General features: G+C 68.7%; 19 protein-coding genes. 9 read left to right on the top strand and 10 right to left on the bottom strand.

Annotated features, from left to right (window positions below):
- Positions 1–48: 48 nt before the first annotated feature.
- The 3 genes from ABD225_RS09870 to ABD225_RS09860 form a co-directional block, all read right to left on the bottom strand.
- Positions 49–1101: an NAD(P)-dependent alcohol dehydrogenase gene (locus ABD225_RS09870; protein ID WP_344084297.1), complete on the bottom strand. Its 1053-nt coding sequence runs from the start codon at positions 1099–1101 to the stop codon at positions 49–51.
- Positions 1102–1118: 17 nt separating this feature from the next.
- Positions 1119–1901, bottom strand: a complete 783-nt coding sequence (locus ABD225_RS09865) for a ParA family protein (RefSeq protein WP_344084294.1) — start codon at positions 1899–1901, stop codon at positions 1119–1121.
- A gap of 157 nt (positions 1902–2058) precedes the next feature.
- Positions 2059–2955 carry a LysR substrate-binding domain-containing protein gene (locus tag ABD225_RS09860; RefSeq protein ID WP_344084291.1) on the bottom strand — a complete coding sequence of 299 codons (897 nt, stop codon included), beginning with the start codon at positions 2953–2955 and terminating at the stop codon, positions 2059–2061.
- A gap of 79 nt (positions 2956–3034) precedes the next feature.
- Between ABD225_RS09860 and ABD225_RS09855 the strand changes: the two genes are divergently transcribed.
- The 4 genes from ABD225_RS09855 to ABD225_RS09840 all read left to right on the top strand — a co-directional run bounded on the left by ABD225_RS09855 (position 3035) and on the right by ABD225_RS09840 (position 8040).
- Positions 3035–3280 carry a hypothetical protein gene (locus tag ABD225_RS09855; protein ID WP_344084288.1) on the top strand — a complete coding sequence of 82 codons (246 nt, stop codon included), beginning with the start codon at positions 3035–3037 and terminating at the stop codon, positions 3278–3280.
- 70 nt (positions 3281–3350) lie between these two features.
- Positions 3351–5417 (top strand): phosphate acetyltransferase, encoded by a 2067-nt coding sequence (gene pta, locus ABD225_RS09850; protein WP_344084285.1) that lies wholly within the window; start codon positions 3351–3353, stop codon positions 5415–5417.
- Positions 5414–6616, top strand: a complete 1203-nt coding sequence (locus ABD225_RS09845; protein WP_344084282.1) for an acetate/propionate family kinase — start codon at positions 5414–5416, stop codon at positions 6614–6616. The genes pta and ABD225_RS09845 overlap by 4 nt, the downstream gene beginning before the upstream one ends.
- Before the next feature lie 5 nt (positions 6617–6621).
- A complete protein-coding gene (locus tag ABD225_RS09840) occupies positions 6622–8040 on the top strand; it encodes a cytochrome P450 (RefSeq protein WP_344084279.1) in 1419 nt (472 codons plus the stop codon).
- Between the two features lie 9 nt (positions 8041–8049).
- Here ABD225_RS09840 and purU read toward each other — a convergent pair whose 3' ends face one another.
- Positions 8050–8907 (bottom strand): formyltetrahydrofolate deformylase, encoded by an 858-nt coding sequence (gene purU, locus ABD225_RS09835; protein WP_344084276.1) that lies wholly within the window; start codon positions 8905–8907, stop codon positions 8050–8052.
- Positions 8908–9001: 94 nt separating this feature from the next.
- Between purU and ABD225_RS09830 the strand changes: the two genes are divergently transcribed.
- On the top strand, positions 9002–10258 hold the full coding sequence (locus tag ABD225_RS09830) for a DUF2207 domain-containing protein (RefSeq protein WP_344084273.1): 1257 nt from the start codon (positions 9002–9004) through the stop codon (positions 10256–10258).
- A 1-nt stretch (position 10259) separates the two neighbouring features.
- Here ABD225_RS09830 and ABD225_RS09825 read toward each other — a convergent pair whose 3' ends face one another.
- Complete coding sequence (locus tag ABD225_RS09825) at positions 10260–10664, bottom strand: hypothetical protein (protein ID WP_344084270.1); 405 nt, start codon at positions 10662–10664, stop codon at positions 10260–10262.
- A gap of 174 nt (positions 10665–10838) precedes the next feature.
- Between ABD225_RS09825 and ABD225_RS09820 the strand changes: the two genes are divergently transcribed.
- Complete coding sequence (locus ABD225_RS09820) at positions 10839–11087, top strand: WhiB family transcriptional regulator (protein WP_344084267.1); 249 nt, start codon at positions 10839–10841, stop codon at positions 11085–11087.
- Positions 11088–11112: 25 nt separating this feature from the next.
- Here the strand turns inward: ABD225_RS09820 and ABD225_RS09815 are convergent, their stop codons facing one another.
- Positions 11113–12606, bottom strand: coding sequence for a sensor histidine kinase (locus tag ABD225_RS09815; RefSeq protein WP_344084264.1), 1494 nt, complete (start codon positions 12604–12606; stop codon positions 11113–11115).
- Positions 12607–12658: 52 nt separating this feature from the next.
- Positions 12659–17527, bottom strand: a complete 4869-nt coding sequence (locus ABD225_RS09810) for an NAD-glutamate dehydrogenase (protein ID WP_344084261.1) — start codon at positions 17525–17527, stop codon at positions 12659–12661.
- Positions 17528–17702: 175 nt separating this feature from the next.
- Here ABD225_RS09810 and ABD225_RS09805 point away from each other — a divergent pair, with 175 nt between their 5' ends.
- Both ABD225_RS09805 and ABD225_RS09800 read left to right on the top strand, forming a co-directional pair.
- Positions 17703–17987: a hypothetical protein gene (locus ABD225_RS09805; RefSeq protein WP_344084258.1), complete on the top strand. Its 285-nt coding sequence runs from the start codon at positions 17703–17705 to the stop codon at positions 17985–17987.
- Entirely contained in the window at positions 17984–18478 is a 495-nt protein-coding gene (locus tag ABD225_RS09800; protein WP_344084255.1) for a hypothetical protein, read from the top strand. Before ABD225_RS09805 ends, ABD225_RS09800 begins: the two co-directional genes overlap by 4 nt.
- Before the next feature lie 33 nt (positions 18479–18511).
- Here the strand turns inward: ABD225_RS09800 and ABD225_RS09795 are convergent, their stop codons facing one another.
- The 3 genes from ABD225_RS09795 to ABD225_RS09785 form a co-directional block, all read right to left on the bottom strand.
- On the bottom strand, positions 18512–19003 hold the full coding sequence (locus ABD225_RS09795; protein WP_344084252.1) for a DUF2505 domain-containing protein: 492 nt from the start codon (positions 19001–19003) through the stop codon (positions 18512–18514).
- Between the two features lie 34 nt (positions 19004–19037).
- The gene (pruA, locus tag ABD225_RS09790) at positions 19038–20666 is read right to left on the bottom strand and encodes an L-glutamate gamma-semialdehyde dehydrogenase (RefSeq protein ID WP_344084249.1); all 1629 of its coding nucleotides are present in this window, start codon (positions 20664–20666) and stop codon (positions 19038–19040) included.
- Positions 20667–20739: 73 nt separating this feature from the next.
- Entirely contained in the window at positions 20740–21132 is a 393-nt protein-coding gene (locus ABD225_RS09785) for a DUF6912 family protein (RefSeq protein WP_344084246.1), read from the bottom strand.
- Positions 21133–21277: 145 nt separating this feature from the next.
- On the opposite strand from ABD225_RS09785, the gene ABD225_RS09780 reads away from it, so the two are divergent.
- Positions 21278–22674, top strand: a 1397-nt coding sequence (locus tag ABD225_RS09780) for an IS1380 family transposase (protein ID WP_344084243.1), incomplete at its 3' end; no start/stop codon positions are given.

Raw genomic sequence — 22674 nt, 5'->3', positions numbered from 1 at the left:
CGACGAAACGGACGAGTTAGGACGAAATCGTCGACCGAGACCCGCGCGCTACTCCGGGACGATCGTCGACGTGTCGATGACGAAGCGGTAGCGGACCTTGGAGTCGACCACGCGGTCATACGCCTCGGCCACCTGATCGGCCGAGATCGTCTCGACGGTGGCGGCGATCTGGTGCTTGGCGCAGAAGTCGAGCATCTCCTGGGTGATCGGGATGCCACCGATATTCGAGCCGGTCAGGACTTTGTCTCCACCGATCAGCGACCAGACGGCGAGCTGTTGCGGCTCGGGCGGCAAGCCGACGAGGACGAGCGCGCCGAACGGCTTGACCATGCCGAGGTATTTATCCAGCGGCAATTCAGAGGACACCGTGCACACGATGAGGTCGAAGGTGCCCCGCAGGTCCTTGTAAACAGTGCTTTCCGCCGTCGCGCGATAGTCCACCGCTCCGAACTCGCGGCCGTCGGCCTCCTTGGACATTGTCTGGGAGATGACCGTGACGTCGGCGCCCATCGCGGCCGCGATCTTGACTCCCATGTGCCCGAGCCCGCCCATGCCGATGATGCCGACGCTCTTGCCCGGGCCGGCGCCCCAGCGCTTGAGCGGGGTGTACATCGTGATGCCGGCGCACAGCAGCGGCGCGGCCTGCTCCAGCGGAATGCTGTCCGGCACGCGCAGCACGAAGCGCTCGGAGACGACGATCTGTTGGCTGTAGCCGCCCTGGGCGACCTCGCCGTCATAGTTCTTGGCGTTGTAGGTGCCGACCGCGCCGCGCTCGCAGAAGTTCTCGCTGCCCTTGACGCACATATCGCATTCGCCGCAGGAGTCGACCAGGCAGCCCACGCCGACGTGGTCACCCACGGCATACTTCGTGACTTCCGAGCCGACCTCCGCGACGACGCCGGCGATCTCGTGACCGGTGACGATCGGGAAGATGCACGGCCCCCACTCCTCGCGGACCGTGTGGATGTCGCTGTGGCAGATGCCGGCGAAGGCGATGTCGATGCGCACGTCGTCGGGGCGCAGCTCGCGGCGTTCGATCAGGCCCTGCCGGAAGGGCGCGCCAACGGAGTCGATGATCAGGGCGGGGATGTGGGTCGTCATACCCCCAACCTATTGAGTCAGAGGCGGCTCAGCACATCCTTGGCCACCGCTCGATAAGCCTGGGCCCCCTTGGAGGTGCGCGCCGTCTCCAGGATCGAGCGGCCAACGGCCGGCGCCTCGGCGAACCGGACGGTGCGCGGGATGGGCGGGGCGAGCACGGGTATGGAGTAACGCTCCCCCACATCGGCCAGCACGTCCTGCTGGTGGGCGCTGCGGCTGTCATACATCGTCGGCAGCACGCCGATCACCGTGAGTTTCTTGTTGAGGATGCGCTTGACATCGCGGACCGTGTCGAGCAACTGGCCGACGCCGCGGTGGCCGAGCATTTCACAGGGCATCGGGATGATCAGACCGCGCGCCGCGGTCAGCGCATTGAGGGTCAGCACGCCAAGGCTCGGGCTGCAGTCGAGCAGGATGATGTCGTAATCTGCGGCGACGCCGGCGAGCACTTCCTGAAGGATGTACTCGCGGCCCGGGCGGCCGAGCAGCACCGATTCGGTGCCGGCGAGCTCAATGGAGCTGGGGACCAGGTCGACGCCGTCGGCGCATTCGTGGATGACATTTGCGAGATCGGCCTTGCCGGTCAGGACGTCGTGAATCGACGCCTCGACCTCGTCCGGGTCGATGCCGAGGCTGAAGGTCAAGCAGGCCTGCGGGTCGAGGTCGACCAGCAGGACGCGCTTGCCGAGTTCGGCGAAGGCCGCCCCGAGCGAGGCGACCGAAGTGGTCTTCGCGACGCCGCCCTTCTGGTTGGCGAGGGCGAGGACGGTCGCGCCCTTGGCGCGCGAGCGAGGCGGCATGGCGAAGGCCCTTCCGTGGTGGCTGGGGTATGCCGTGTCGCGACCCGCGACGCCGGCGCACCGGGATCTGCGGCCAGTCTGCCAAGCCGGGCCGAGAGCCCCCCGCAGGGACACGGACCGGACGGCTGGTCTTTCAACGATTCTGGCGTGCTCTGCGTCACGCCGACGCGCGGGTTAGGACGAAGCGCCGGAAGGCCCGCGCCGAGGGCAAGAGGCGCCGCTCGCTGTGCCAGGCCAGCCCGATCTCGCGGCGGGCCTCGGGGTCCGCCAACGGCACCAAAGCCACTCGGCCACCACGGGCCGTCGCGGCTCGACCGAGCGAAGGAACGATGGAGACGCCCTCGCCTACGGCTACCAGGCCGCGGGCGGTGGGGAGGTCATCGACTTCATACGCGATCTCCGGCTCGAAGCCGGCGCGGACGCACAGGCTTAGGGCCAGTTCCCGCATCCCCGAGGGCGAGCGGCGCATGACGAAGGGCTCCTGCGCGACCTCCCCGAGGTCGATCGTCGCCGCAGCCGCGAGCCGGTGATTGCGGGGGACGGCGAGATAGAGCGGCTCGATGAGCACCGGGCGCCACTGGATCCCGGGCCCGGCCACACGCTCGGTCGTCAATTCCAGGTCGATCGATCGCGTCGCGAGGAGCCGAGAGATGGCGCCCCGTTCGCCGATCGAGGTGCGCTGCAGGAGGATTCGCACGCGCGGATGCAGCTCCCGAAAGGCGCGCACGAGATCCGGAACCAGCCAGGCGCCGAGGCTGAGCGGATAGCCCAGGGTCACAATCCCGCTTCCCGGGTCGAGCAATTGCTCGATGGCCGCAACCCCATCGTCGAACTCCGCCATCACCTTGTCGACATGCGCCTTGAACTCGGCCCCGGCGTGCGTCAGGCGAAGCACCCGCCCGGAGCGCTGGAGCAAGGGCGTTCCCAGCTCCTCCTCCAACCGGGCCAGGGCGCGGGAGACGCCGGGCTGGCTCACGGCATACGTCTGCGCCACCTCGGTGACCGTCATTCCGTCGGCGACATGCTGAAACCAACGCAGGGTCTCGGTATCCACAACCCATGACGATACGACATACGAGAGTTGTCACTCCGCTATTGGACGCATTGATGGTCGCCAGCGCACCATGGATGTCATGAGCATCAAGCACATCCGTCAGAGCATTCAGGCTCGCCACGAGGCCGTGGCGGCCCGCAAGGACATGGAGCGTCTCCTGTCCGTCTATTCCACCCCCGCCGACATCGACGACATCCTCGCCGCGGTCGACCGCGAGGACGGCCCGCAGGCCGAACTCGTGCGGGATGTCCTCACCGACAACCTCGCGGCCTACCACCGCCGCACCTTCCAGGGCTCCGCCGCCGGCATCCGCATCGCCGCCTAAGGCCCCACCACCTGCTATCCCAGAGCGCACCGGCCCCCTGAGCCGGTGCGTTCTCGCCTACGCTGGCGGTATGTCGACGCGCGTTTATGTCGCCGCCGCTGAGGCGCGCTCCGGGAAGTCCGCTATCGCCATGGGTCTGGTCTCGGCCCTGGCCCGGCACGCGGGGCGGGTGGGGATCTTTCGTCCCTTCGTTGCCGGGAGCGCTCAGCCCGACCCGGTGCTGACGCTGCTGGCCTCGCGCTTGGCGCAGCCCGTTGACCTCACGGCCGCAACGGGGATCACGACCGATCGCGTGCTCGCCGATCCGGCCGCCGCGATGACCGAGTTGGTGGGTCGTTTCCACGCCGCGGCGAGCGAAGTCGAGACGATGGTCATTGTCGGGTCGGACTTCTCCGGGGTCCCCACCCCCACGGAGTTCAGCACCAATGCCACGCTTGCAGCGCACCTCGACGCCCCGATGGTTCTGGTGGTGGGCGCGATGGGGCTCTCGCCGGAGGAGGTTGCTCGGGCCGCCGAGGTCATGGTTGCGGACGCGCGCGCCCACCACGCCCAAGTCTTGACCGTCATCGTCAACCGCGTCGGAGCCGATCTCGCGGCCGTGCGCGCGGCAACGCAGGCCGCGCTCGGTGAGGTCCCGGTGTATGCCGTGCCCGACGAGCCGCTCCTGAGCGCACCGACCGTGCGCGAGCTGATGACGCGCGTGGACGGCGAGTTTCTGTATGGGGACCCGGAGCGGCTGGATGTCGAGTCGATCGGGCTGATTGTTGCGGCGATGACGATGCCGCACGTCCTGGATCGACTGCTGCCGTCGGCGGCCGTTGTCGCCCCCGGCGATCGCGAGGATGTTCTGCTCAGCCTGCTCCTCGCCGATGGCGCCAACACCTTCCCGAGCCCGTCCGCTCTTTTCCTCAATGGCGGCTTCCTGCCGAGTCCGCAGGTCCAGCAACTGATTGCCGGTCTGCGGCCGCGCCTGCCGGTCATTTCGTGTCGCGGCGGATCCATGGCGACCGCTGCCGCGCTCGCTGACGTCGCTGGCACACTGCGCCCGGATTCGCCGCGCAAAATCGAGGCGGCAGAACGCCTTTTCGCCGAGCACGTCGATGCGACCGCACTCATCGAGCGCCTCGGCGCCACCGCGAATGGAGCGATCACGCCGCTGATGTTCGAGCAGGGCCTGATCACAAGGGCTCGGGCGGTGAACCGGCATATCGTCTTGCCCGAAGGCGACGACGATCGCATCCTCGCCGCGGGCGCACAGATCCTCGCCCGGGGCGCTGCCCGCTTGACCATCCTCGGCAACCCCGAGCAGATTAGGGCCCGCGCTGAGCACTTGGGCCTGGATCTGACTGCGGCGCAGGTGCTTTCGACCGACACCGAACCGCATCACGAGCGCTATGCGCAGGAATATGCTCGGCTGCGCGCGGCCAAGGGCGTGACCATTGATATCGCGCGCGACCGGCTGCTCGACGGTGCCTATTTCGGGACGATGATGGTGCTCATGGGCGATGCCGATGGCATGGTCTCCGGCGCGAACCACACGACAGCGCACACGATCCGCCCGGCCCTAGAGGTCGTCAAGACCGTCGAGGGCGTCTCCGTCGTCTCCAGCGTCTTCTTCATGTGCCTGGCGGATCGCGTTCTGGTGTATGGCGATTGCGCGGTCAACCCCGAACCCACCGCTGAGCATCTGGCAGATATCGCCCTCTCCTCCGCGGCGACCGCCCGCCAGTTCGGCGTCGAGCCGCGCGTCGCGATGCTGTCCTATTCGACCGGCGCTTCCGGCTCCGGGGCGGACGTCGAAAAGGTCCGCGCCGCAACGCAATTGGTCAAGGAACGCGACCCCTCCCTGCTCGTCGAGGGGCCGATTCAGTACGACGCGGCGATCGACCCGGAGGTCGCCGCCACGAAATTGCAGGGCAGTCCAGTGGCCGGCCAGGCGACGGTCTTCATCTTCCCCGACCTCAACACCGGCAATAACACCTACAAAGCGGTGCAACGTTCGGCCAATGCCGTCGCGGTCGGCCCGGTCTTGCAAGGCCTGCGTCGCCCCGTCAACGACCTCTCGCGGGGCGCGCTGGTGCGCGACATCGTCAACACCATCGCGATCACCGCGATCCAGGCAGGGGGCCAAGAATGAGCACGGAACGCGTCCTGGTCCTCAATGCGGGGTCTTCATCGCTGAAATACCAACTGCTGCAACCCGATTCCGGTGCGGTTCTGGCCAAGGGCCTCGTCGAGCAGATCGGCGAGCCGAGCGGGGGGCGGCACCGGCATACGGCCGGCGGCAAGGACCACGAAAGCACCGGCGGCTTGGTCGACATGCCGGCCGCCCTGGCGGCGGTCGGTGCAGCCTTCGATCAGCACGGCCCCGACCTGAGCGCGGAGCCACCCATCGCGGTGGGTCATCGCGTGGTCCATGGCGGCACCCGATTCCAGAGCACCACGCGCATTGACGCGGTCGTTCTCGACACCTTGCGCGCTCTCAATCCCCTTGCCCCACTGCACAATCCGGCGAATATTGCCGGGATTGAGGCGGCGCTTGAACTCTTCCCGCAGGTGCCGCAGTTCGCCATCTTCGACACCGCCTTCCACGCCACGCTGCCGCCCGCGGCCTACACCTATGCCGTCCCCCGTGCCTGGGAATCCGAGCATGGCGTGCGGCGATACGGCTTTCACGGAACCTCCCACCAGTACGTCTCGGAGCGCGTCACCGCGCTGATCGGACGGCCGGACCTCGCGACGGTTGTCCTGCATCTCGGCAATGGCTGCAGCGCCTGCGCGGTGCTCGACGGTCGCTCCGTCGACACCTCGATGGGCATGACGCCCTTGGAGGGCCTGGTCATGGGCACCCGGTGCGGCGACATCGACCCGGCCATTCCCTTCCACCTCGCGCGCACCGCCGGCCTCGGCATCGGCGAACTCGACACCGCCCTCAACAAGCAGAGCGGACTGCTCGGCCTGACCGGTGACAACGACTTCCGCGCCGTGGTCACCCGCGCCGCCGCAGGGGACGCAGCCGCCCGCGCGGCCATCGATATCGTCACGCTGCGCCTCGTGAAATATGTCGGGGCGTATGCCGCCGGCATGGGACGCCTCGATGCCATCGCCTTCACTGGCGGAATCGGCGAACACAACCCTGCCCTGCGGGCCGCCGTCCTCGAACGCCTCGCGCTCTTCGGCATCGAAATCGATTCCGCCGCAAACGAATCCGCCGAGGGCGAAACGCGCCTGACCACGCCAGGCAGCCGCGTGACGGCCTATGTCATCCCCACAAATGAGGAATTGCAGATCGCCCGGGAATGCACAACCGCGCTGCGCCCATCGGCAGGAGACTAAGCCCGATGGCGCGCAACGCATGGTCCGGCCAACGGCTGCCGCACCCGCCAGGCCGGCGCCGGATATTCGGCGACATCGAACGCGATGCCGACCCCACAACGCCGACGCAGAACCTCTTGCGCCGCTGCGAGGGTTTGCCGGAACTGGTGGAGTTCAAGGCTTTTCGCGAGCGCTTCGTCTTCGTCATGAGCGCCCGGCTGTGTGCGCAGGTCTGTGATGACGCCACCTTCGACAAGGCCCTGCCCCCGGCGATCCTCGCGCTGCGGCGCTTCAGCGGGGACGCACTCTTCACGGCCTTCACCGAAGAACCAGCGTGGGCGCTGGCCCACGATCTGCTCGCGCCGGCCTTCACCAAGCCGGCCATGCGCGGCTATCACGACACGATGAATGCCGTCGCCGGCGATCTGGTCGCCCGCTGGTCCGCCGCGACCGGGCCGGTGGACGTGCCTGGCGACCTGACCCGGATGACGCTCGAAACCATCGGACGCACCGCCTTCGGCCACTCCTTCGGCACGTTCGCGGCGCAGCAGACCGATCCGTATGTCGAGGCCATGGTCACGCTGCTGACCGAGTCGGGACGAGCGGCCGGTCTCAGCACCCTGCCGGGTGGCCAACTGATCACCCGCCGCCCCCGCGAGCGGGCGCGGTCCGCATACGACACCCAGGTCCGCATCACCGAAGGCATCATCGCGGACCGGATGCGCACGGGCGGGCAGCGCGAGGAGGGCGAGGACCTGCTCGGCCGCATGCTCTTTCACGCCCACGAGCGCACAGGCGAGCGGCTGGACCGGCGCAATGTCGTCAACCAGGTGCTGACCTTCCTCACCGCCGGCCACGAAACCACTTCTGGTGCAGTGACTTTCGCGCTGTGGCACCTCGCGAACGATCCCGAGGTGATGGCGCGCTCCCAGGCCGAAGCGGACGCGCTGCTCGGGCCCGACCCCACGGCAAGACCGACCTTTGAGTTGGTGCCGAAGTTCCGCTACCTGCGCCGGGTCCTCGACGAGGCCTTGCGGCTGTGGCCCACCGCCCCCGCCTTCGGCCGCAGCCCGCGGCAGCCGACCCAGATCGCTGGCTACACCATGACGCCCCAGGACTGGCTGATGGTCTTCCTCCCAGCCGTGCACCGGGACCCGGCCGTATGGGGCCCGCACCCCGATCGCTTCGACCCGGACAACTTCCTGCCAGAGCGGGTCCGCGCCCGGCCGGCGCACAGCTACCTGCCGTTCGGCACCGGAGCCCGCGCCTGCATCGGACGGCAGTTCGCTCTGCACGAGGCCGTGCTCGTCCTCGCCCGGCTGGTGCACCGCTTCGATCTGACCCGCGATCCGGCATACACCTTGCGCGTCAGCGAACGGCTCACGCTGATGCCCACCGGCTTCACGCTGACGGCGCGCGAGCGCGTCCCGGCCTCTGCGACGTGACCTGCAGCGTCAGCTGAAGACGACCGTCCGGTCGCCGGCGAGCATCACTCGTGACTCGCAATGCCAGCGCAAGGCCCGGGCGAGCACCCGCTCCTCGCACTCCTGCCCCGCGCGCACGAGATCCTCCGGCGCCATCCGATGGTCGACGCGGATGGCGTCCTGCTCGATGATCGGCCCCTCATCCAGGTCGGCGGTGACATAGTGCGCCGTCGCCCCGACAAGCTTGACCCCGCGCTCATAGGCCTGGTGATAGGGCTTGGCGCCCTTGAAGGAGGGCAAGAAGGAGTGGTGAATGTTGATGATCCGGCCCGACATCCGCTGGGTCAGGCCGTCGCTGAGGATCTGCATATAGCGGGCCAGCACGACCAGATCGACATCCAGCTCCTCGACAAGCGTCAGCAGCGCGGCCTCCGCCTCGGCCTTGGTCTGCGGGGTCACGGGCAGGTAGTGAAAGGGCACGCCATAGGACGCCACCAGCGGCTCCAGGTCGCGGTGGTTCGAGACGACCGCCGCAACGTCCATCGCGATCCCGCCACTGCGCCAGCGGAAGAGCAGGTCGTTGAGGCAATGCCCGAACTTCGACACCATGAGGATCGTGCGATAGGGCGCATCCGCCAGGCGCAGGTCAAAGTCCATCTCGAACCGCTGGGCCACCGCGGCGATCGCCCCGCGCAGGTGCGCCTCCTCGATGCTCTCCCCCGCGACCGGCTCCAGCAGCACCCGCATGAAAAAGCGGCCGGTGCGCGGGTCGTCGAACTGCTGGCTCTCCAAGATATTTCCGCCCAGATTGGCCAAGGTGGAGGCCACGGCGGCGACGATGCCGGGCCGGTCGGGGCAGGAGAGGGTCAGGACGAAGCGGCGGGACACGGGGGCTGATGCTACCCGCGGCCCGCGAACGTGTTGGAATCGTGGCGGCGGCTGCCTGAGTGGCTGCGTCAACGGACCGATCAGGGGGTATGTCGTGCAGTCCGGTGAGATGGTCCGGCTCGTCGCCGGGGTGGTGCTGCCTTTGCTCGTCGCGGTGCCCGCGGTCACCTGGTTTCGTCGCCGGCGCCGGGACGAGATCTTTGCGGGCGTCACCCCGGGTGAGCTCCCGGCATACGGCCAGCAGGTGACGCGGCGCCGCGTGGGCGGCGACGAATGGTCCGGCACGGTAGCGGTGCGCTTCACCCCACCCGATGGACTGACCCCTGGCCTCGTCGGGACGGTCATCGACGGCCGGGCCAATGTCGTCGATGTCAGCGCCACGCTCGTCGATCTGGCGGTCCGTGGCTACCTGCACCTGCACGCCGAGCCGGCCGATCCGGATCGTCCGCCCCCGCCCCCGCGCGGCCCGAACCCCAAGCCAGCACGCGCGTCCACGACGGATCACGACTGGCGCCTGACCCGCCTGCCGACACCCGAGCACGACACCTTGCTGCCCTTCGAACGCGCTCTGCTCGATGCGGTTTTCGCCCGCAGCACCGAGGTCACGATCGCGGACCTGAAGGCCCGCGGCTTCGATCTGACGATGCGCGAGGCGCAGATCGGGCTCTATCGCGAGGTCGTGGACCGTGGGTGGTACACCAAGCATCCGCGGGACCGGAACCGCCGGCTCGGGTGCCTCGGGTGGCCGCTGGCGATCGTGGCCATCGTGCTCGCGCTGGCCTCGCTTGCGCGGACCATCGATCCGGTGCCCGCGCATACGCTGCAGGCGCTCGGCGCGGGGCTCTTTCTTTCCGCCATCCTGCTCATCTGGGGCGGTCGCGGCCGCACTCCGCGCACGGCAGAAGGCACGGCCGTGCGCATTCAGGCGCTGGGCTTCCAGGAATACCTCACCAAGGCCGAGGCCAACCAGATCCGCTTTGAGGAGGCGAGCGATCTCTTCAGCCGCTATCTGCCCTATGCCATGGTCTTCGGGGTCGCGGACCGGTGGGCCGCCACCTTCGCGCAGGTCGCTCGCCAAGCCCAATTGCAGGGCCTGGGGAGCGCGTGGTTCGACCTGACCTGGATCGATGGATTGACGGTGCTGGATGGCCTAAGCGATCTCGGGGAGGTGGCCTTCGGCATGGCCGATGTGCTCGGCGACCTGCCCGGCCTCGACCTTCCTGACCTAGACATCGCGGACGGGCTCGGCAGCATCGCCTCGGGCGCGACCGATTTCGCCGATTCCGCCAGCGGTCTGCTCGACTTCGGGGACGGCTGCGGCGGCTGCGATGGCTGCGATCTGGGCTTGTGACCTAGGCGGCTGACCCGTCGCCCGACGAGGCAGACAGCCCCGCAAGGACACCGAGGACCGCGAGCGCGAGCAGGGGGATGCCGACCATCGCGCCCCAGGTCGAGATGACGGTGAACGACACCGGCACGAGGAGGGCGTTAACCACCAGAGTGGCCATCTTCGGCCAGGACTGCCCGCGCAGCCAGCCCCGGGCCATGGTGAGCAGGATCACCACGCCGACGAGGAAGAGCGCGATGGAGGCCAGCGTCCGGCCGAGATCCGACTCGATGTCCTCGCGAATCCCGATGGCGTAGGCCGCGATCAGGGCCAGAAGCAGCAACGATTCGGCGATGAGCACGCCCGCCGCAACTCTCGACAAGGGAGTTTTCGAGCGCCCGGAGTGCGCGATGACGCCCTCGTCCGGCATACCAACCCCCAAATTATTGAAACGGGAACAAATCCACTGGCCTAACCCATTGGCAGATGGGTAGTGCTTCCCCGACAATAGTGAGTCGATCACCTTCGACCCAAAGGCCCGGGACGGATGGCCTGGACCCGGGTCGTTCGACGCCGTGGCCACCAACCTCAAGGAGCCCGCTTCATGGATTGGCGCGACCGCGCTGCGTGTCTGGACGAGGACCCCGAGCTCTTCTTCCCCATTGGGAACACTGGGCCGGCGATTCTGCAGATCGAGCAAGCCAAGGCGGTGTGCCGACGCTGCGAGGTGATCGACACCTGTTTGAAGTGGGCGATCGAGTCCGGACAGGACTCCGGCGTGTGGGGCGGCCTCTCTGAGGATGAGCGCCGCGCCCTCAAGCGACGCAACGCCCGCGCCCGCCGCGCCGGCTGAGCGCCGCCCTCGTCGTCGGCTCCGATCAGGGCGTCTGATCGAGGGGCCGCAGCCGGGCAAAGAAGCGCACCCGGGTGCCGTGTGGCTCGACATCCTCCCACCGGATCGAGCCGCGCAAACCCTGGACCAGTGAGTTGACGATCTGGGTGCCCAATCCGGCCTTGCCCGGCCGGAAGCCCGGGGGTATGCCCGTCCCGTCGTCGCTGATCGCCACCTGCAGCACATCGCCATCGGCCTCCTCGTGCGGCTCGCGGACGACCTCGACCCGCACGGTTCCGCCGCCACTCTCGGCGAGCCCGTGCTCAACGGCATTTTGGACCAGTTCGCTGATGATCAGCGCGAGCGGCATCGCATCCTCGGCGCGCAGGCGGCCGAAGCTGCCGGTCAGTTCCGAAGCGATCGGCACATCGGTGGTCGCCACCTCGACGATGGCTTGCAATCCCCGCCGCGCGATCTCGTCAAAATCGACGGTCTCGTCGAAACCGTGCGAAAGCGTCTCGTGGACGGTGGCGATCGTGCCGACCCGCCGCACGGCCTCAAGCAAGGCTTCGCGGCCGCCGCCCTCGGGCAGCCGCCGCGCCTGCAGCCGCAGCAAGGCGGCGACCGTCTGCAGGTTGTTCTTCACCCGGTGATGGATTTCGCGGATCGTCGCTTCCTTGGAGAGCAGTTCGCTCTCTCGACGCCGCAATTCGGTGACATCACGAAGCAGGATGAGGGCGCCAACCCGCTCACCCGCCTCGGTCAGCGGGATCGCCCGCATCGCCACGGCCGCGGAACGCGTTGTCACATCGGCCCGCCATGCCGCCCGGCCCATCGCCACCATCGCCAAGGCTTCGTCCACCGGCGCCTCATCGCGCAAGGCATTGGCCAGGACGGTTGCGAGGGCTTCCCCGATGATGTCCCCGTCGTGCCCGAGTCGGTGGATGGCGCTCATGGCATTGGGGCTGGCATACAGCGTGACCCCGTCCACCCCGAGGTGGACCACCCCATCGCTGACCCGCGGGGCGCCGCGGCGCACGCCGGTCGGAGCGCTCGGGGAGGGCCACTCCCCCGCCGCGATCATCCGCACCAGGGCAGCCGCGAGGCCCTGATAGCTCAGCTCCAGCCGGCTCGGCGTGCGCAGGGCCGTCAGGTTCGTATGCCGGGTGACGATCGCCGCGACCTGGTCACCGGCCCGCAAGGGCACGGCCTCCTCGCGGATCGCGTGATCGTGATCGAGGATCGGGCCGCCGCGGCGCAGCACCGCGACTTCCGTGCGGGCCCGCTCCAACAGACGAGCCCGGTCGCCGACAGCCTGTTGGCCGACGATGTCTTCGAAGAAGACCATCTGGCCGGTATTGGGCCGCACGTGCGCCACGGCGCGCCAGGCGCCATCGCGCATCAGGACCCAGAGGACCAGGTCGGCGAAGGAGAGGTCCGAGAGCAACTGCCAGTCGCCGAGCAACATATGGATGTGCTCGATCTCGCGCTCGGACAAATCGGACTCGCGATGCAGTCGCTCGGCGAGAAGGCTGGCCACGAGCAGGCAGCCTAACCCGCGCCGCTGCGAGACGAGCCGGCGCCCGGGAGGGTCAGCGTTCGGTTGCTCCGGCCCGCACGATGCTGCGCAGCGTCCGCAGCGCCACCGACAGCGCGGCGATGCCCGGCTTGTCCAGCCGATCAACGCCTTGCAGCGAGCGCTGGGCCCGCTCGATGGTCTCCCGGTGCGCCGTCATCCAGCGGTCGGTCAGGCGCGAGGCGTCCTGCTCTTCCTGCGGCGCGCCATCGAGCACAGCCGTCGTGATGTTCTCGAGGATGCCGTAGAGATCGTCACGCAGCGCGCCGCGGGCCAGGGCATCCCAATTGTCCTCGCGGGAGAGTTGGGTGATCTTGCCCAGCAGTTCGTCGACCTTGAGCCGTTCCGAGACATGGAAATACAAGGGCGCGACCACCTGCGGGTCGCGGCCCCGCTCGGCCGAAATGTCGGCGATATCCAGCAGCGAGAAGGTGTCGAGCAGCGCCGCGCAGGTGCGCGCCAACTCCTCCGGGACACCGTCAGCCACCAGCGGCGCAACATTGCGCTCCAGTCGGCGCGCTTCGGAACCCACGAGCAGTTCCGGCAGCTGAGACGCCAAGGACCGCACGACCGGCTGGTAGCGCTCGATCTCGGAGGCGATATCCAAGGCGGCGGGTCGGCTGGTGACGAACCACCGAACCGTCCGGTCGAGCAGGCGGCGCATCTCCAGATACAGCCGGGTCTGCACGGCGGTCGGCACGACATTGTCCAGGGCCTCGACCTGCGGGAAGTAGGCCGGCATATCGAAGACTTCGCGGGCGATGACATACGCCCGGGCGATCTGCTCGATCGAGGCCCCGGTCTCTTCCGCGGCTCGGAAGGCGAAGGTGATGCCGCCGCGGTTGACCAAAGCATTGGACAAGATGGTGGCGATGATCTCCCGGCGCAGCGGATGGGCGGCGATGGCCTCGGCATACCGCTGCCCGAGCACTTCGGGGAAGTAGCCCCGCAGCGAGCGTTCCAGCCACGGGTCGTCGGGCACCTTGGAGTCGAGCAGGGCCCGCTTCAAGGTCAGCTTGCTATAAGCCACGAGCACGGCGAATTCCGGCGAGACCAGGCCCTGATCCGCCGCCATCCGCACCTCGAGGACTGCGTCGCTGGGCAGGAACTCCAACTCCCGGTCCAGGCCGCCATGTGCTTCGAGGTCGTGGATGAGGCGCAGATGCACCGGCAGCATGGCGCGTTGCTGGGCCCGGGCGTTACCGAGCAGGACGTTTTGTTCGTAGTTGTCCCGCAGCACCATGTGCGCGATGTCGTCGGTCATGGAGGCGAGCAGTTCGTCGCGAGCGGCGAGGTCCAACTCGCCATCGCGCATCACCTGGCCCAGCAGAATCTTGATATTGACCTCGTGGTCCGAGGTGTCCACGCCGGCGGAATTGTCGATGGCGTCGGTGTTCAGACGCACGCCATGCAGGGCCGCCTCGACGCGACCGCGCTGGGACATGCCGAGATTGCCGCCCTCGCCGATGACCTTGGCGCGGACCTGCTGGCCGTCGACCCGGATGGCGTCATTGGCCCGGTCACCGATCTGGCCATTGGTCTCATCGGAGGCCTTCACATAAGTCCCGATGCCGCCATTCCAGAGCAGATCGACCGGCGCCAGCAGGGCCGCGTGGATCAGCTCGGTCGGTGTCAACGCGGTGATTCCTGCAGCGAGGCCCAGCGCCTGCGCGATTTCAGGGGTGATCGCGATGGACTTGGCGGATCGGGGGAAAACGCCGCCGCCCGCGCTGATCAGCGAGGCGTCATAGTCCGCCCACGACGACCCGGGGAGATCGAAGAGTCGCCGACGCTCAACGAAGCTCCTCGCCGCGTCCGGGGTCGGATCGAGGAAGATGTGCCGGTGGTCGAAGGCGGCGACCAGTCGGATGTGCTCGGAGAGCAACATGCCGTTGCCGAAGACGTCGCCGCTCATATCCCCGATGCCAACGACCGTGAAATCCTCCGCCTGCGTGTCGATTCCCATTTCGCGGAAGTGCCGCTTGACCGATTCCCAGGCCCCGCGCGCGGTGATGCCCATGGCCTTGTGGTCGTAGCCGCTGGAGCCGCCGGAGGCGAACGCATCGTCGAGCCAGAAGCCATAGTCCTGCGAGACGCCATTGGCGATATCGGAGAAAGTCGCGGTGCCCTTGTCGGCCGCGACGACGAGATAGGGGTCCTCGCCGTCATGGCGGACGACCCGCGGCGGCGCGACGATGTCCGTGCCCTCGCGGTTGTCCGTCAGGTCGAGCAGGCCGGCGATGAAGAGCTTGTATGCCGCCACGCCCTCCGCGCGCCAGGCGTCGCGGTCCAGGGCCGGGTCGGGCAGTTGCTTGGCATAGAAGCCGCCCTTGGATCCGGTCGGCACGATGACGGCATTCTTGACCATCTGGGCCTTGACCAGGCCAAGGATCTCGGTGCGGAAGTCCTCGCGCCGGTCGCTCCAGCGCAAGCCTCCGCGCGCCACCGGCCCGAAGCGCAGGTGCACACCTTCGACCCGCGGGCTGTAGACCCAGATTTCGTAGGCCGGTCGCGGGGCCGGCAGATCCGGCACCTTGGTCGGGTCGAGCTTGAGAGAGAAGTAGGACTTCGGTGCCCCCTCAGCGTCGACCTGATAGTGGTTGGTGCGCAAGCCCGCCATGATCACGCCGCGGCAGGCGCGGATGATCCGGTCCTCATCGAGCGAGGACACCTCGTCGAGGGCCGCGGCGATCCGATCGAGAATCTCCTGCTGCGCCGCGTCGCGATCGCCCACATGGTCGGGATCGAAGCGGGCCGCGAAGAGCGCGACGAGGTCGGCCGCGATCGCGCGATTGTGGACCAGGGCCGCGTGCAGATAGGGCTCGGAGAAGGTGGACTGGGTCTGGCGGACATACTTCGTGATCGCCCGCAGCACCAGCACCTGGCGCCAATCGAGGTGCGCCTGCAGCACCAGGGCACCAAGATCATCGGACTCGGCGCGCCGGTCCCAGACCGCCGCGACGGCCGACTCGAAGAGCTCGCGCAGCTGGGCATGGGGCATCGCATCCCACAGTCCGTCGGGCGCGCGGAGCCCGAAATCGTAGACGTGGAGCGGGGTTCCGTCGGCGCGCGAGACTTCATACGGCCGCTCGTCGACGACCTCCAAGCCCATATGGGTGAACAGGGGGAGCACCCGGGTCAGCGAGATCGGCGAGCGCCGGAAGATCTTGAAGCGGCGCAGCGAGGCATCGCCGCCGCGCGGCTTGTAGAGCGCGAAGGCCGTGCTCTCGGGATCGGTCAGCGACTGAAGATTGCGTAGGTCCGCGAGCGCTTGGCTGACCTGGAAGTCCTCGCGGTATGCCGTGGGGAAGGCGTGCGCGTACGCCGTGCGGATCGGGGCCGCCGCCTCCTCCCCGAGGCTGCTGATCGCCGCATCCGAGAAGTCTTCGTCCCAGGTGCGGGTGGCCTCGACGATGTCTTCGTTGAGGGCATCGATATCGACCTGCGGCAGCGGCTTGCTGGCATCGAGGCGCAGCACATAGTGGACGCGGGCCAGTGCCGAATCGGAGACCCGCGCGGTGTAATCGACGCTCGTCGCGTTGAAGGCCTCACGCAGGATGCCCTCGACGCGCAGCCGGACCGCGGTGGTGTAGCGGTCCCGGGGGATGTAGACGATGGCGGCGACGAAGCGGCCGAAATCGTCCGGGCGCAGGTAGACGCGGGCCCGGCGCTTGTCGGCGAGCGAGAGCACCGAGGCGGTGACATCGACGAGCTGGGCGACATCGGCTTGGAAGAGCTCGTCGCGGGGGTAGTCCTCCAGCACGCCCAGCAGATCCTTGCCGGAGTGCGATTCCGGGGTGAAGCCGGCGCGCTCCAGGATCGCCTGGACCTTCTCGCGCAAGAAGGGCACCCGGGTGACGCTCTCGGCATACGCACTCGCGGTGAAGAGGCCGAGGAAGCGGCGCTCGCCGGTGACGGCGCCCTGGTCGTCGAAGGTCTTGACGCCGACATAGTCCAGATGGACCGACCGGTGCACGGTGGAGCGGGAGTTGGCCTTGGTGACGAATAGGACGCGGGGCTCTTGGGCGCGGGCCAGCACCAGATCGTTGAAAGCCGGGCGCTCGGCGCCCATCGGCGGATCGGAACGCATCAGGCCAAGCCCCGAGCCGGGCACGGGGACTAGGCCGGTGCCGCCCGGGACCTCGGTCAGGGAGTAGTCGCGGCTGCCGAGGAAGGTGAAGTGGTTATCGGCGAGCCAGTCGAGGACCTCCGCGGCCTGGCTGACATCCGCCGATGGTATGCCGACCGGCGGGTGCTCGCGCAGGTCCGCCGCGACCTGGCGGGCGCGTTCGCGCATCTTGGGCCAGTCCTCGACGGCCTCGCGGACATCGGAGAGCACCAGCTTGATGCGGGCGACGATTTCGTCGCGATCGGGGGCGTCGCTCTCGCGGTCGGTCTCGACGTGGATCCACGATTCGGTCAACTCACCGACGGCCTTCGCGCTGCCGGTGGCGGCCTCACCCTTGGCCCCGAGCACGCTGACCAGAGCGCCGGCTGCATCGCGCTCGACCTGCAGCACGGGGTGCAGGACTGAATGGATCGGGCGGTTCATCCGCAGCAATTCGGCGCGCACCGAGTCGACGAGGAAGGGCATGTCATCGGTGACGACCCGCACGACGGTGTGATCGACGCCGACGCCGGGCGGTGGCGTGACGCACTCGACCTTCGCCACCCCCGCGAGCCGCTCGGCGGCCAGGGCCCGGTGCGCCCGCACCAGGTCGAGCAGCTCCTGCGGGCTGCGGCCGGTCAGATCCTCGGCGACGGCGTGCCGGAAATAGGCTTCGATCAGCGCGCTTTCCACCGGCGGGTCCGAGGTGGCGGCGAGTTCGCACACCTGCGTGATCGCGGCTAGTCGGGTCTGCTTTTCCTGCGTCGTGGTCGGCACGCTGGTGAATCCTCGAATCTTGGTTGCGGGCGACGTTGCCCTCCCCGTCGAGGGTATCGAGCAGCCCGCACGCGGGGCCAATCGGCACCCGCCTCTTCTGCGCGCCCGGCAGGCACCGCTCAGGTGCTGTGGATAACTTTCGGACGGTGTCAGGGCAGCGCTCTAAGGTTTCGGTATGCCGCCCGTCCAGCCTCCCGGCCCAGGTCCAGTCCTCGATCGTCTGGCCCTGGCCTGCGACGATGCCGTGGATGGCTTGCTCGACGCCATGCCGATGGCTGGTGATCGGGCGGTGCAGGGGGCGCTCGATGACTATCTGGACGCTCTGATGGATGCGCTGCGGATGCTCGCCGCGGTGGGACGGGAGGCCTCAGCGGCCCTGCCGGTCAGTCAGCGCAGGGTGGCGTTGTCCGAGCCGCTGCCTAGCGTCGGGCCCGAGCGCGAGCGGAGCCGGTCGTGGTGAGCGCCAGCAGCGATCCCGCCTCGCTGTCGGCAACGGCGAGCGCCTTGCGCGCGCTCGCGGGGCACCTCACGGCGGCCGCGGAGGACCTGACGGCCCCCATTGAGGGCCCACGGCTCAGCGCCGCCCAACGTCGGCACGTGCAGGAGGTATGCCGCGCCGCCGCCGACCTTGCCCGGCTGGCTCAACACGGTGGCGATCTGCTAAACCACACGGCATACCGCCAAGCTCGGGAGGCGCACGACATCCGGTCCCTGGAGGATCGGGCCACCGCATCGGGCCTGGTGCGTGGCGAAGGTGGCTATGGCTTCGCCCCGGGCATCTCGGGAGTGGCGGTGCCCGCCGTCGTGGCGGGCCGGGCCGAGGCCCTGGCTCACGCGCAGTCGCGCGCGGACGAGCTGGTGGCCGCCCGGCAGACCGCAGATGCGGCCTTCATCGAGAAGCTGCGCGACTTGACGGCCGCGGCGACTCGGGTGGCCGATGCCTTGCGCTGACGGGAAGCTGTGACGGGGAGTGCCGCAGGGGGTCTATTCCGTGAGCCACTCGTTGAGGATCTGGGCTTCGAGGTCGAAGCCGTGCTTGATCGCCGGCGCGGCAGCGCGCTCGACCTTTCCGCCGAGGAACGGGATGGCGGCCTTGAGCTCCGCTTCAAGACTCTGGTGCGAGCCGGTGTCCGTCGGAGTTAGCCGCAGGGTGCCCTGAAGCGTCACCGGCGCGCCCTGGACCTTGATGTCGATGCGGGCGAAGCGGGAGCCGTCAGGGTTGGCCGGCCCCCAGTCCTGCGTCTCATGGATCATCAGGTGCTCTCCGACGGCGGAGCGGACCGCATCGGGCAGGCTCTCGGTGGGCATGGCGCGCGTGGTCGTGATGACCGTGCGGCCGGCGGCCTGCGAGATGGCGACGGTGTGTTCGGCCGAACTGGACCGCTCGCACTTCTCTTCCTGGAACTCCTCGGTCGCGCGGGTCGCGAAAACCTCATCGGGCGAAGCGGGCAGGTCCGCGGACTCGGTGATCCTCATGGGCGATCAACTTAGTGGAGCCGGGGCCGAGAACCTATGACATGTGCGGGTATTCGTGCCGCGTCGGCGGAGTGAAGGTCTCCTTGATCGCGCGCGGCGAGGTCCAGCGTTGCAGGTTCAGCAGGGAACCAGCCTTGTCATTGGTGCCCGAGGCACGGGCGCCCCCGAAGGGCTGCTGGCCGACGACGGCACCGGTCGGTTTGTCGTTGACATAGAAGTTGCCGGCAGCGAAGCGCAGCGCCTCGCTGACGCGGGCGATGACCGCCCGGTCCTGGGCGATGATCGAGCCGGTCAAGGCGTAGGGCGCCGAGGACTCCATGGCCGCCATGACCTTGTCGAACTGGCGATCCGGATAGACGTGCACGGCAAGGATCGGGCCGAAGAACTCGGTCGTGAAGACCTCGTCGAGCGGGTCGTCGCCGACCAGGATGGTGGGCCGCACGAAATAGCCCTCGGAGTCGTCATAGGTCCCGCCGGCGAGGACGGAGATCCCGGGCCGCGCGGTGGCGCGGTCGATGGCGGAGGCATTGCGGGCGAAGGATCGCTCGTCGATGACGGCCCCCATGAAGTTGCCGAAGTCGCGGACATCGCCCTGCCGCAGACCGGTCGTCAGGTCGGCGAGGTCGTCGCGAATCAGCTTCCACAAGGATCGGGGGAGGTAGGCACGGGAGGCGGCCGAACACTTCTGTCCTTGGAACTCGAAAGCGCCCCGGATCAAGGCCGTGCGCAACACATCGGGGTCGGCGCTGGGGTGGGCGAGGACGAAATCCTTGCCGCCGGTCTCGCCGACGAGCCGCGGATAGCCGCGATAGGACGCGAGTCGGCTGCCCACTTCCTGCCACAGGTGCTGGAAGGTCGCGGTCGAGCCGGTGAAGTGGATGCCGGCCAGATCCCGATGCGCCAGAGCAACTTTGGAGACGTCTAGGCCGTCGCCGGTGACCATATTGATGACGCCCGGCGGGAGTCCGGCGGCTATCAGCAATTCCATCGTGAGAGTCGCGGCGAGTTGCTGGGTGGGGCTGGGCTTCCACAGGACGGTATTGCCCATCAGCGCCGGGGCGGTCGGGAGGTTGCCGGCGATGGCGGTGAAATTGAAGGGTGTGATCGCGTAGACAAAGCCTTCGAGCGGGCGGTGATCGAGGCGGTTCCACACGCCGGGCGAGTTCGCGGCCGGCTGCTCGGCGAGCACCTGACGCCCGAAGTGCACATTGAAGCGCCAGAAGTCGATCAGCTCGCAGGCGCTATCGATCTCGGCTTGGTAGCAGGTCTTGCTCTGCCCGAGCATGGTTGCGGCATTGAGCCGGGCGCGCCACGGGCCGGCGAGCAGGTCCGCCGCCTTGAGGAAGATAGCGGCGCGGTCGTCATACGACAGGGACCGCCAGGCGGGCGCGGCGGCGAGGGCAGCGTCGATGGCGGCGGAGGCTTGGGCGGTGCCGGCATTACGCAGGTGCCCGAGGATCTCGGCATGGGCGTGGGGTTGGCGCACCGGGATGCGCTTGCCAGAGCCGGCGACCTCCACCCCCCCGATGACGTGCGGGAAATCCCTTGTGCTGCCGGCGAGTTCGGCGAGGGCGGCCTGCACCTGCCCGCGCTCGGCGGAGCCGGGGGCATAGTCGAGGACGGTCTCGTTGACCGGCGCGGGGACCTGGGTGACGGCATCCATGGCGGACTCCTTCGGCCGTTGGAGGGTGCTTGCCCACCCTAGCGAGAGGGCACGCCAGCATGGGCGCCGGCGATCAGTCCAGCAGATCCAGGACGACCTCGGCCTCGGTGATGTCGTACCACAGCAGGTCGGCGTCAGGTCCGTCCTCTTCGCCGACATGGAGCGAGACGCCCTCGCGATGCAGGAGGGGGCGCGGCAGGGCGACGGCCGTGCCCGGCCCGCTCCAGCGCACCTCGCCGTCCGGCAGGTCGACGGCCAGGACGATGACCCGATTGTGCTCCCTGGCCGCAGCGACGGCATCGAGGAAGGCGAGGTACTCGCGTTCTTCCTCATCCGCCCGCGGCGTCGCGGCGGCGAAGGCCGGGGACACGCCATATGCCGGGCGCCCCGCCGGAAGCGTGCCATCCCGCAGCAGGGCCGCGAGGTCGGTGGTGGTCACCGGGAGGTAGAGGCGTTGCAATCCCATCAGTGACTCCGTCCGGTGTGGCTAGCCTGCGTCTTTCACGCGGTTGTGTCTGACACCACCTCGGGGAACGTGAAAGTGCCTGTCCTGTAAGGAAGAATCCGGCTTACCACAGTCAGGAACTTCCAACAGAACAGGCACTTGTCAGGTGAAGGGTAGCAAGCGAGGTCCGCGGGTTAAGGTCAGCGCCGACGGGGCGGGGGTCGTGTCCCATGCCGGGGTCGGGTTGCTGCGGGAGGTCGCTGAGTACACCGGGCTGGTCGAGGGCCTTACGGCGGCGTTGCTGGATACGTACAAGGGAGTCCCGGTGCACGCGCCGGGTCGGGTGTTCACCGACCTGGCGGTCGCTGTCGCCGACGGGGCGGACTCGATCAGTGGGATCGCGGTGCTGACCGACCGGCAGGACCTGTTCGGCCCGGTCGCCTCGATGCCGACGACGTGGCGGGTGCTGGACCGCATCGACGGCGAGCACCTGCCGCGGGTGCGCGCGGCACGAGCCGCAGCCCGCGAGGTCGCCTGGGCCGCTGGCGCCGGCCCCGACCTGAGCGGCGGGTTGTGTCTGGACTTCGACGCCACCATCAGCATCGCGCACAGCGAGAAGGAGAACGCCGCCGCGACCTGGAAACGCACCTTCGGGTTCCACCCGCTGCTGTGCTTCCTGGACCGGCCCGACCTGGCCGGCGGAGAGGCCCTGGCCGGGCTGTTGCGGCCCGGGAACGCCGGCAGCAACACCGCCGCCGACCACGTCACCGTGCTGGGACTTGCCCTGGCCGCGCTCCCGGAACAGGCCCGGCCCCGCCGCGGGGACCCGGACTCGCCGCGGGTGCTGGCCCGCTCGGACTCCGCCGGCGCGACCCACATCTTCGCCGAGGCGTGCGTGGCCGAGGGGTTGGAGTTCTCCTTCGGCTACCCGGTCGATGCCCGGGTGCAGCGGATCGTCGACCTGATCCCGGACACGTGCTGGCACCCGGCGATCGAGACCGGCCACGGCGACGGCAGCGACATCCGGCAGGGGGCGTGGGTGGCCGAGGCCACCGGCATGGTCGACCTGGACTCCTGGCCGGCCGGGTCCCGACTGATCCTGCGCAAGGAACGCCCCCACCCCGGCGCGCAGCTGACCTTCACCGACGTCGACGGGATGCGCGTCACCGCACTGCTGACCAACACCCCAGCCGGGGTCGTGCCCGGGCAGGCCGCCGGGCTCGAGCTGCGCCACCGCCAACACGCCCGCGTCGAGGACCGCATCCGTGAAGCCAAGGCCACCGGGCTGCGCAACTTCCCCTGCCACGCGATGAACGAGAACAACGCCTGGCTCGAGGTCGTGCTCACCGCGGTCGACCTGATCGCCTGGACCAAGACGATCGCCTTCGCGCACGTCCCCGAACTGCTGCGCTGCGAGATCGCCGCGTTCCGCTACCGCGTGCTACACACCGCCGCCCGGCTCACCCGAGGCGCACGCCAGATCCGCCTGCGCATCGACAAGACCTGGCGCTGGGCCACCCACATCGCCGAAGGCTTCACCCGAGTCCGCGCCGCCTTCCCGTG

The sequence above is a fragment of the Nostocoides veronense genome, assembly GCF_039531185.1.
Lineage (GTDB): Bacteria > Actinomycetota > Actinomycetes > Actinomycetales > Dermatophilaceae > Nostocoides_A > Nostocoides_A veronense.
The sequence above is the reverse complement of the archived record's forward strand: the minus strand, read 5'-3'. Positions and strand labels throughout refer to the sequence as shown.